The 10745-nt window shown below is 72.6% G+C and carries 10 protein-coding genes; 4 read left to right on the top strand and 6 right to left on the bottom strand.

The window, feature by feature from the left end; all coding sequences use genetic code 11:
• Window positions 1-77 precede the first annotated feature (77 nt).
• From AB0G08_RS29620 to AB0G08_RS29610, 3 genes are all read left to right on the top strand, one after another.
• Window positions 78-1472 carry a hypothetical protein gene (locus AB0G08_RS29620; RefSeq protein ID WP_358094114.1) on the top strand — a complete coding sequence of 465 codons (1395 nt, stop codon included), beginning with the start codon at window positions 78-80 and terminating at the stop codon, window positions 1470-1472.
• A 391-nt stretch (window positions 1473-1863) separates the two neighbouring features.
• Window positions 1864-2871, top strand: coding sequence for a hypothetical protein (locus AB0G08_RS29615; protein ID WP_358094111.1), 1008 nt, complete (start codon window positions 1864-1866; stop codon window positions 2869-2871).
• Window positions 2872-3093: 222 nt separating this feature from the next.
• Complete coding sequence (locus AB0G08_RS29610; protein WP_358094108.1) at window positions 3094-4125, top strand: hypothetical protein; 1032 nt, start codon at window positions 3094-3096, stop codon at window positions 4123-4125.
• A 17-nt stretch (window positions 4126-4142) separates the two neighbouring features.
• Here AB0G08_RS29610 and AB0G08_RS29605 read toward each other — a convergent pair whose 3' ends face one another.
• The 5 genes from AB0G08_RS29605 to AB0G08_RS29585 all read right to left on the bottom strand — a co-directional run bounded on the left by AB0G08_RS29605 (window position 4143) and on the right by AB0G08_RS29585 (window position 8635).
• Entirely contained in the window at window positions 4143-4946 is an 804-nt protein-coding gene (locus AB0G08_RS29605) for a MerR family transcriptional regulator (RefSeq protein WP_358094105.1), read from the bottom strand.
• A complete protein-coding gene (locus tag AB0G08_RS29600; protein WP_358094103.1) occupies window positions 4939-5475 on the bottom strand; it encodes a VOC family protein in 537 nt (178 codons plus the stop codon). The genes AB0G08_RS29605 and AB0G08_RS29600 overlap by 8 nt, the downstream gene beginning before the upstream one ends.
• A 242-nt stretch (window positions 5476-5717) precedes the next feature.
• Window positions 5718-6740, bottom strand: a complete 1023-nt coding sequence (locus AB0G08_RS29595; RefSeq protein ID WP_358094100.1) for a zinc-dependent alcohol dehydrogenase family protein — start codon at window positions 6738-6740, stop codon at window positions 5718-5720.
• A gap of 315 nt (window positions 6741-7055) precedes the next feature.
• On the bottom strand, window positions 7056-7847 hold the full coding sequence (locus AB0G08_RS29590) for a hypothetical protein (RefSeq protein WP_358094097.1): 792 nt from the start codon (window positions 7845-7847) through the stop codon (window positions 7056-7058).
• A gap of 206 nt (window positions 7848-8053) precedes the next feature.
• Window positions 8054-8635 (bottom strand): AAA family ATPase, encoded by a 582-nt coding sequence (locus AB0G08_RS29585; RefSeq protein WP_358094094.1) that lies wholly within the window; start codon window positions 8633-8635, stop codon window positions 8054-8056.
• 193 nt (window positions 8636-8828) lie between these two features.
• On the opposite strand from AB0G08_RS29585, the gene AB0G08_RS29580 reads away from it, so the two are divergent.
• Entirely contained in the window at window positions 8829-9215 is a 387-nt protein-coding gene (locus AB0G08_RS29580) for an antibiotic biosynthesis monooxygenase (protein ID WP_358094091.1), read from the top strand.
• A gap of 351 nt (window positions 9216-9566) precedes the next feature.
• On the opposite strand, the gene AB0G08_RS29575 is transcribed toward AB0G08_RS29580, so the two are convergent.
• The gene (locus AB0G08_RS29575) at window positions 9567-9797 is read right to left on the bottom strand and encodes a hypothetical protein (protein ID WP_358094117.1); all 231 of its coding nucleotides are present in this window, start codon (window positions 9795-9797) and stop codon (window positions 9567-9569) included.
• Window positions 9798-10745: the final 948 nt, after the last annotated feature.

Raw genomic sequence — 10745 nt, 5'->3', positions numbered from 1 at the left:
TGAGAAGGTGCCCCCGCAATTGCGGGGGCCCGGTAGCGCCGATGCAAATAATCAGAACACGGTGCGACGGAGCGGTGGTGACCGCGAGCCAACAGGCCGAACTGCTGCGGGCCGCGCACAGCGCCCGGCTGGCCGGCCTGCCGCGGGCCGAGAGCGCCGCGCTGCGCACGGTGCGTGGCCTGCGCGCACACCGGGGACGGCAGAACGGCCACCGGCTGGCCGAGCTGGTCGAGGTGCTGCACGACCTGCTGTACGTCGCCGGCCGGCTGGCCGCCGGCGATCCCGACCCGGCGCTGGTCGGCGTTCTGCGGCGGGCCTATCAGCCGGACGGCACGCTGGAGGTGTACGGGGTCTGCCGGGAACCGGTGATCAGCGCGACCGGGTACGCCGGGGTGGTCACCCACCTCATCGCCGCCGACGGGCGCCAGCTCTCCTTCGGCGACGTGAAGCCGGGCGGCCCGGACCGGGCGCGGGACTGCGCCCGCGCGGTCACCGAGATGGGCGCGGGCGCGGTCAACCACGCGGTGCTGGCCCGCGGCGGCCTGCGGATCACCGGCACCACCGTCTCCCCGGACGGCCGGCTCGGCGCCGGCAAGGGCGTCCGGGCCACCCCGCTCACCGCGACCGACTGGTCCACCGGAGCGCTGGCGGGACTGTTCGCCCGCCCGCTCGCCGAGGTGGTGGCCGCCCAGCTCGCCACCGACGACCCGGAGGACCCGGCCCGGGCGGGGACGGCGCTGGTCGGCGGTGACCTGATGGTGGTGGGCGCCGTCGGTGACCAGGTGCTGGCCCGCGAGTTGGCCCCCGCCACCGACGACGGAGCGGAGCGGGCGCCGGTGCCGGACGGGCCGGTGATCCGGCTGGTGCCGGTCGACTCCCACCCGATGCTGGCCCACGTGGCCAACCTGCGGCGGCTCGCCTCCCGGCCCGGCCTGCGGATCCGGGTGGTCGGCCGGCTCGACCCGGACCGGGCCAGCACGCTGCGTCCGCTCGCGGTCGGCCCGGTGCCCGGTGCCGCCGCGACGCTGCGGCTGCCGGCGGACTGGCACGGCCGGGCGGACCTCGGCTACGACGAGATCCAGGGCGGCCACCTGCCGCCGCGCGACCCGGACACGACGACCGGACCGATGCTCGCCGTCGGCGCCGACGCGATTGCGGAGTCCCCGCTGTGGCGGGTCCGCCGGCTGGTGGAGCTGGCCGTCTCCGGCGGTCGCCGCGCCGTCGCCGAGGCGGCCCGCGGCGACGGCACCGGGCTGGCCGCCCCGCTGCGCCGCGCTGGCTTCACCACCGCCGCCGCCGTGGCCGCAGCCCTCGCCGCCGAGTCCGACCGGCGCGGCCGGGACGCGTTCGGCCGGCTCACCGATCCCGACCCGGACCGGTACGCCTGGGCCTGGCTCGCCGTGACCGCCCACCTCGCCGCCGCCGAGCGGGAGCTGATCCGGTCCTCCTGGACCGCCCCACCCGTCGGCTGACCCGCCGACACCGACCACCCGCGCCCCGGCGCCCGCCCGAAGCCCGGGCGGGCGCCGACCCTCGGACCGCTCCGCACGGCTGCGCGCGGATCAGCGCGGGCGTGCGACGTCGCGGGCCGCGCCCGGCGGGCGGGTGCCGCCGGGTCGGCGGCCGGATCCGGCGGCTCCGGCGGCGCGTCCGCCACCCGCGAACCCGCCTTGCTAATTCGTATTAGCATATTGACGCCGCCGAGAGGGCGCGAGCAGACTCATCGATCAACTAGCCCGTCCGCGACGAGCGTCCACACACCGTTGGGCCGCTCAGCGCGGTCGAGTGGCGCCTGCCTCGATCACGGCCGGCCCCGCTCCCCATGCCCCCGTCGGCTCGCCCCCCACGCTCGGAGGGAACACGATGACGCGTACCCCTGAAGGCTCCTTCTCCCGACGCACGCTGCTGCGTGGTGCGGCCGCCGCCGGTCTCGCGACCGCGACCACCGGCGCCGGCCTCGCCGCCGCGCCCACGCCGGCGCTCGCCGGACCGGCCGGCTTTCCCAGCTATCGATACGTCCGCGACGCGTTCGACAGGCCGTTGCGCTACAACCCGACCGGCGAGTTCATCTTCCCGTGCGTGCGCGGTGTCTACGACAAGATCGGCGGCTATCTCGGCCGCTACTACCTCTACTACGCGCCGCACGATTCGCCCGGCGGGATCTGCCTCGCCTACGCCGACCGGCTCGAGGGCCCCTACACCGAGTACGCCAACAACCCGATCATCGACCGGGTGCTGCCGACCACGACGGTGAGCCACGTGTCGTCGCCGCACGTCGTGTGGGACGCCCCGACCCGGCAGTTCTACCTGTACTTCCACGGCGAGAACCACACGACCCGGGTCGCCCGCTCGACCGACGGCGTCCACTTCACGGACGAGACGCCGATCCTGTCGACGAACCTGGTGCCCAACACGACCGAGACCTCGTACGCGCGGGTCTTCGAGCACTCGGTGGCGGGCAAGGGGAACCGCTACGTGATGGTCTTCATGGGCGCCCACACGATCCGGCCGGGCACCCGGAAGATCTTCTGGGGCTGGTCGCCGAACGGCTGGAGCGGGTGGCAGTTCTCCCCGAACCCGCTGGTGTCACCGTCGGGCGACGGGCTCACCGACATTTCCGCGCCGCACCTGTTGAAGCGCAACGGCACCGCGTATCTCGCGTACCACGGCAGCGGCGGCAACATGTATCTGACCGAGATCGGCAACAACTTCGACCGCGAGGTCCACCTCGGAGTGTTCCACCGGCCGATCGCGTCGGACAACGGCCGGGTGGCGTCGCCGGCGTTCGGCACCGACGGCGGCGTGGAGTACATGCTCTACGAGGCCGGGCCCCGCCTCGACGCCAGGATCTGCGTCGCCCGCGCGGTCTAACCGCGGCAGGTAAGGCTCCCGGCGGGATCGCGCTCCAGCAGGCACCAGGTCGGGATCCGCCACCGCTGCGGCGGTGGCGGATCCTGGCAGGATGATCACGTGTTCCTCACCCCTCGCCTCGTGACGTCCTTCCGTGTGCCCGCGAACGCCCCTCGCGTATTTGGTTTCGCTCGCACCGCGGACACGCCGGCCGTCCAGCGGTGGCCGCATCGCCGCCTCGTCGTGATCCGCCGGGACGACGAGTTGTTGGCGTACGACCTCGACCGGCTCCTCGCCGGTGACGACGCTCCCGCCGCCCGCTTTCCGGCGCCCTGGCCGCGCGGGGCGGGCGGGATCGATGCGGTGAGCCCCACCCTCGACCTGGCGGTCTTCAGCGGTCAGCACGCCCTGCACGCGGTCGACGCCGCCGGCGCGCTGCGCTGGACGGTGCGGCACGCGTGCTGGGGCTCGCCCTGCTCCTCGTTCCACCGCTCCTACGAGGAGTACGCGGGCAGCGGCGAGCACCGCCATCCCGATTCCGGCTCGTGCTGGATCAGCGCGGACGGCTCGACGGTCTGGGCGCACGTATGCACCCCGCTGCCGGATGACGTCGAGCCGGAGCTGGACGAGGAGTGGCTGGTGCTGGACGCCGCCGACGGCCGTGTTCTCGCACGGGCCTCGACCGGCACCGCGGCCGCCGGCTCCCACCACGTCCCGCACCCCGACCCCGGCCAGATGGGCCTCAGCATCGGCGAAGGCCAGGACGGTGCGCCGTTGCGGTGGGGTCGGTGGGACGGCACTCGACTCACCGTCACCCGCATCGGTGACGACGACCGTTGCCTCGTCGACGTCAGCCCGTGTGGCACGCGGCTCCTCACGATCGCCCACTGGGGGAGGGAGCCGGCGATCCATCGCCTTCCCGACGGTGCGGTGACGCACGAGGTCGCCGCGGACCACCGGTTCCCCCCGCATCCCCAGGCGCCGGCGGAGGCCGAGGAGGAGCCCGACTGGGGCTACCGGTGCGGCTTCGTCGACGAGCGCACGGTGGTCGCGAGCACCAGGGAGACGCACGGGTGTCCCCGGCACTGGCTGATCGACGTGGGGCGCGGTGCCGTGCTCGGCCAGGTGGAGTATCCGATGCCCGTGTCCGAGGACCCGATGGCGCTTGGCGACGGCACCTGGCTCACCTGCGGCGAGGACGACCCCTTCCAGCTCCTGCTGTGGGAGCTCCCCACGGTGGTGGAGGAGGGACTCTCCCCGCCGCCTCCGTCATGATGCGGCCGACCCGCGCTCTACCGCCAGGTGGCGGTGTCGGGGTCGATGTCGTGGGCGCGTGCGCTGGCATCGACGCTCTGTCGGAACCATGTGGCGAGGCCGGCGCGGATGCCGTCGTAGTGGGCGGCGAACCCGGGGTCGGCCTCGTACATGCGGCCGAGGCAGACCTGCATCTGCCGGGTGAGGGGAAAGTACGACGTGAACACCTCACGGTGTCGCTCGACGAGTCGATTCGCTTCCGGGCTGCCGGGGGTGACACCGGCGTCCATCGCGTCCGCGAGGGCACGGTCGAGGTCGGCGACCGCGTCGGCGACGGCCTGCCACTCCTCCGGGCTGCGGAAGGCGGAGCGTTCGGCGTACTGCTGCCATTGGGTCGTGTCTCCGTAGCGCTGACGGGCCTGGGCGGGCGAGTCCGGGTCCCACCGGGGGCCGAAGATCGCGGCCTGCTGCTCGACGGTCAGCAGCAGGCCGCGCTCGTGGGCGGCGATCATCCGATCCAGGCCGGTGCTGAGCTGCTGGAGGCGCTCGATCCGTTGGGCGACCTGGGTGCGCTGCGCGCGCAGTGCGCCGGGCACGTCCGTGGCCGAGTCGTCCAGGATGGCCCGGATCCTGTCCAGGCCGAGCCCGAGTTCCCGGTAGACGACGATGCGGTGCAGGCGTTCCAGGTCGCCGGCGGTGTAGAGCCGGTATCCGCCGGTCGTGCGCAGCGACGGTCGCGCCAGACCGATGTCGTCCCAGTGGTGCAGCGCGCGGACCGTCACGCCCAGACGCGTCGAGACCTGGCCGACGGTCAGGCCATCGGCGTCGGTGTCGTCAAACATGCTCGTCATTGTCGCCGCGGCCGGCGCCCGGTGGGGTGATCCCGATGGCTTCGAGGTTCCGCGCCTCCTGACTGGCCGGATCGAAGGGCTTCGCCGCGGTGAGGACGATCCGGGCGTTCTCGGGGGTGATCACCTCCACGTCGCGCGTGTTCCAGGGGGTGTCGCGTGGGCCGTCGACCGAGTTCGGGTTCAACGCACGACAGGCCTCGACAAGGGCATCGATCTGGTTGAGCACGCACGCGAAACTGAAGCTCACCGCTGGGGCCTGCGCCGGAACGCCTGCCGCCGATACGAGGAGTACGTCCTGGAACGCCCACCGGCGCAGGTGCACGAGGCTGCCGGGGATGCTGAACAGCTCGATGAACCCGAGCCCACGAATCCAGAAGTCGACCGACGCCGCCAGATCGTTCGTGGGGATCGTCGCGAAGGCGGGCATTCCGTAGATGCCCCGGAACGGCTCCGGCGCCACCGCGTCCGGGCCGGGATCGGGCACGGGACTGATCTCGAAAGCGTTGTAGTAGTCGCTCATGCACCCACCCTGCGGCCTTACGCACCGTGAGGGTCAAGCCGGTCCGTTGCGCAGGGTTGCCGGTGACGCCGGTCCCCGAACTCCTGGGTGGGTGCCCAGGACGCGAGCAGGGCGAACCTGTCGGCGGATTCGGTGCCTTCCTCGGCGCTCGCGTGGAGCACGCCCTCGGACGCTCCGCGCAGGTAGCTCCGTCGCCCGGGGGAGCCCCGGGCGTTCCCGCACCAAGCCAGCGCGGCCGGGCGTCACAGGGTCAGCAGCACCTTGGTGGCGCGCCGCTCGTCCATCGCCCGGTAGCCCTCCGCCGCCTGGTCGAGCGGAAGGGTGAGGTCGAAGACCTTGCCGGGGTCGATCTTGCGGTCCCAGATGAGCTGGATCAGATCAGGCAGGTACCGGCGCACCGGGGCGGGCCCGCCCTGGACGTGGATGCCGGAGAAGAACAGGTCGATGCCGGGGATCGACACGTCGTAGTTGACGCCGACGAAGCCCAGGTGTCCACCCGGCCGGGTGGCCTTGATCGCCTGCATCGTCGCCTCCTGCGTGCCCACCGCCTCGATCACCGAGTGCGCGCCGAGCCCGTTCGTGAGCTCCTTGATCTTCGCCACGCCCTCCTCGCCACGCTCCTCGACGATGTCGGTCGCGCCGTAGAACCGAGCGAGCTTCTGCCGCTCGGGGTGCCGCGACATCGCGATGATCCGCTGCGCGCCGAGCTGCCTGGCGGCGAGGACCCCCATCAGGCCGACGGCTCCGTCACCGACGACCGCCACGGTCTTGCCCGGGCCGGCCCCGGCGGCCACGGCGGCGAACCAGCCGGTGCCCAGCACGTCGGACGCGGCCAGCAGCGACGGGATCAGCTCCGGGGCCGGCTGGCCGGGCGTGGCCACGAGCGTGCCGTCGGCCAGGGGGATGCGGGCCTTCTCGGCCTGAGTGCCGATCGTCTGCGCCACGAAGGAGCCTTGTACGCACTTGGACTGGTAGCCGGCCCGGCAGATCTCGCACGTGTTGTCGGAGATCACGAACGATCCGACCACGAAGTCGCCGACCTTGAGGGTCTTCACCTCGGAGCCGATCTCCTCGACGACGCCGACGTACTCGTGCCCCATCACCTGGTGGTCGGCGGGCTCGACGCCCCGGTAGGGCCACAGGTCCGACCCGCAGACGCACGTCGCGGTCAGCCGGACGATCGCGTCCGTAGGCTCGACGATCCTGGGATCGTCACGCTCCTCCACCCGGACGTCACCGGCGGTGTGCATGATCACTCCACGCATCAGGTGTCTCCTTGCTCGTGCCTCGACTTCGCGGCACCGGATGCCGCCCGAACAGCACAGCACCTGCGTCGTCGCGATCCATCGAACCCCGGAAACCGTCCCACCTGGGAGGGGCCGACAACCCTCCCCAGCCCGATGCCGGCCACGACCGGTCGCGGCGGCGGTCGGGTGAGCAGTTGGCGTACGCCTTGGGGGAGGCTGCGGCCCGGTGCCGGCGAGCCGATGGCCTGCGTCGGCGGGCACGGCTGGCGCCGAGAGGCCGTAGACGCTCTCCGCTCCGTAGGCCGGGCTCACCGGTCGACGGTGCGCAGCCTGCTAGCCGCTCCTGCCGGCACTCGGGCTGGTCTCGGGCGCCGCAGTCGTCGCCTCGGCGGCGGGGCCGGTCGGTTTCTGCCGCCTTGCGAGAACGACCCGTCCGACCAGCAGAAGCACCAGCCACAGCGGCACCAGCAGGGGAGCGAGTGCCCGCCAGATGGGCCACACCGGCTCGGCGAGCCCGTCCGGGAGGTCCGCCCAGGTGAGGGCGGCGCCCGGGAGCATGGCGACCGTCACCAGCGTGCGGACCAGCTGGGGCACGGGCGGATGCCGCCGCGCCACCAGCCAGAACAGGACCGCGCCAGCGGCAGCGCCGAGAAGGGTGCCGAGGAGCGTGGCGGCGAGGAACCGGTCCGGTGCGGCCGGCGTGACGTTCAGCGTCCACCCGGTCGCGCCGTGGGTGAGGGTGGCCACCAGCCCGTCCGCCTCGACACGCCAGCCGTCGCACGGGTCGCCCGGCAACCGATGGAGGTTCTGCCACCCCCGCGATGCGGCGTTGCGCCGTATTTGGTCCGGGAGCGCGCAGTCGGCGCGGACGCCGTAGTGGAACTCAGCCTGAGCGGAACCGAAATCGTCGGTGGCCAGGGCGACGCCGTACCGGAAACCGCGTACGAACATGCCGCCGGTCGGCTCGGTCCCGGGCAGCAGCTCTGCCGCCACGTCCCGGGCCCGTTCGACGTTGAGCGGTGCGGTGCCGCGACCGCCGTACCAGGAGCCGAGGCTCAGGCCGGCCGTGCCGACGAGCATCGCGCCGAGCAGCAGCATGGCGACGCCCCGCAGCCGATGTCGCACCGACCCTCCCCCTGGTTCTGGTGCGGCACAGCGTAGCCCTCGACGGTGCGCCCCGTGCGCCCCGTTCGGGCGGGCGTCGAGGGTCGACGGCGGGCGCCACCTCCTGGACGCGGCGGTCGACATGGCGGCGTTGGTCACCCCGCGGCGCTGCTCGACGGTCGCCGCCCGTGTCCACAATTCCTGCCGGTGGCCCGCACGTCAGGCGATCACCGGAGCAGGGCGACGACCGCTGCCTCGACGGGTTCGACGACTGGGCCGCCGTGATCCGAGGTGTCCACCTCGACGACGGCGTCGACCCCATCCGGCGGCTCGAAGATCGACCGCTTCAGCTCGCCTCGTTGGAACTGGGCTTCGAGCTGTCTGTCGACAGCCGCGCCGTCGGCCGCTCTGGCCCGGAGGCGTCCGCGGATGACTGCCTCGTCGGCGACGACGTGCACAGCGAGCACTCGGGCGCCGCACGCGAGGAGCGCATCCAGCAGCTGCTGGGACAGCACCGAGGACTCCACGACGAAGCTCACGCCGCAGGTCGCGAACAGCCTGGCTGCGTCGGCCATCGCGGCCTCGGCGCGGAGGCTCAAGGGACCGCCGGCGATGTGGAAATCGGGACCGAGCTGCACGCCGTCGTCCTCGGTGGCGGAAGCGGACGACAGCCCGAGACCGGTCTTGATCTCGTCCCGGGACAGCAGCGGCAGTCCGAGGCGGCGCGCCGCCGCAGCGGCAACCGTGGTCTTCCCGGCACCGGGGGACCCACATACGGCGACCGCCACCGGCCTCTCCCTCCCGGACATCCGCCGATGGTGTCAAACGCCCGGCCGCGCTGTCGACGAGCCGTAACGTGAGCGCCGGCTCGGGGCGGTGCGACTGGCGCGTGGGCGGCCGGAAGCAGTCGACACCCTTCGGGGTGTCGAGAACGTGGCGCCGGCTCCGCCCCAGGGGTACCAGCGGCCAGGACGGGCCGCGCGAGGAAGAAGGAGCGCCACCATGACCGGAGGGACGGACCGCAGGGGCCCGGGACCCGCAGCGGCGGGCGAGCTCCAGGGAATCGCCCGGTTCACGTTTCACGAGGGCAAGGTCGAGGAGTTCAAGCGGTTGTCCGCTCGATGCATGGAGATCGTGCGGACCAAGGACACCGGAACGCTGCAGTACGAGATCTACTTCAACGACGACCAGTCCGAGTGCGTCGTCCTCGAGCGGTACCGGGACTCCGAGGCGCTCATCGAGCACACGGCGCACGTCGCCGACCTGATGCAGGCGATCCTTGCGACGGGTTCCGTCTCCGGCGAACTCCTCGGTGCGCCGAGCGCGGAGCTCAGGGCGAGGTTGGCCGGCGGCGGCGTCCGTCTCTTCACGCCCTTCCAGTCGATGTAGCCACCGCCCGCCGGCCTGGGCCGACGACGATCTCCTGCACCGCGATCGATCAGCACCCGCCGGGGCCGCCCCTTGGCGTCGGCGGTCGTCATCGTGGCGTGCACGACGTCGTCGACGTACGCGTCGCACCGGCCCTCGATCGCGTGGACCGACGTGACCCCGACGGGCAGGTCCGCCATCCCCTCAGGCCACGGTCGCGACGGACGCGGGGGAGGGTGCCGCGGTCGCGTCGGAGCCACGACGGACGCCGAGGGCGGTGACGAGCACGGCGACGACCGCGAACACCACCGGGACGACGAGCCCGTGACGGATCGCCGTCAGACCGAGCCCGTCGCGCGGCGCTGATCGCCGTCACCGCCGAGATGCCGAGCGCCGTGAAGCCGCCCGAGCCGATGCCGGCGTATACGCCCAGGGCCCTGGTGCGTTGCGGCCCCTCGGGAAGGCCCCGGTGGCGAGGGCCAGCCCGGCGGGCGTCATGAACGCGGCGGCGACGCCGGTGACGAAGCGCGCCACAAGCAGCGTCCAGCGCTCGGTGGCGAGACCGCCGAGGCCGGAGAAGGCGAGGAAGACGACGAGTCCCAGCAGGAACCTCCGGCGGCCGAGCAGGTCCGCCGCCCGCCCGCCCAGCAGCCCGCGCCGCCTACGACGTACGGGCGGCGGGGGAGCGGGACGAGGCGCACCGGGAGGCGACGGATCGGGAGAGGATCGCCCGGCAGGCGACGGCGGATCACGAGGGCGGACGGCCTGACCGGCGGCGTGCCCGACCCAGCGGCCACCGCACCGGCTCGTCGACGAATGCCTGAGGAACGAGAACCGGGATTTCGCCGGTAGGGCGTGCGCCGGCGTTGAAGCGACGGGCCCTCAGCGTCGGTTGCGCGATCGGCGAGCCGCCAGGACCCCGCCGACGATCGCTGCCACGGTCGGCAGGAGACAGCAGATCGTCAGGACGAACAGTTGCCACGGCTTGACAGCTCCCATGGCCGCGAGGATAGCCATCGCGGGCCAGTGTCGTAGCCCGCCGCCCGCGCCCACCTGTGCCGTGGTGCCAGGATGACGAGGGGATGGATCCCGGTCTGGCGGCCATGGTGCGATCTCCGGGCCGGTTGGCTCCGTTGGTGCTTGCGCGCCCGCCGCTGAGGGTCCTGTCCCAGATGACTGACGCCACCTGGACGGGACTCCGCGACTTCAGTGCTTCCACAAGAGAAGCGGCGGTATCGTCGTTCAGGACAACATCGGCGCCCCGGCCGGTGAGATCAGCTTCCTGCGCACCATTCTTGGCATCGCCAGCCAAAACTCGCGGCAGGTGCGTTACACGGTACTGGTCGAGGAGTCTTGGTTAGCACGATCAACGGCCCGGTCGACTGGCCCAATCAGCTCAATCGGCCGTGGCTGACGCTACCCAGCTGGAATGGCACGGCCACCGATTGGCGCCACGGCCTAAAGGACGTCTCGTAACTCGGTGAAGGTGTTGCCCGGCAACGGTGCTGGTGTCACCCGGCGAGGATGATGTTGTGGAGGTGTGCGATGCCG

The organism is Micromonospora sp. NPDC023644, assembly GCF_040640115.1.
Classification (GTDB): Bacteria; Actinomycetota; Actinomycetes; order Mycobacteriales; family Micromonosporaceae; genus Micromonospora.
This window is presented reverse-complemented; position numbering and strand designations above follow the sequence as displayed.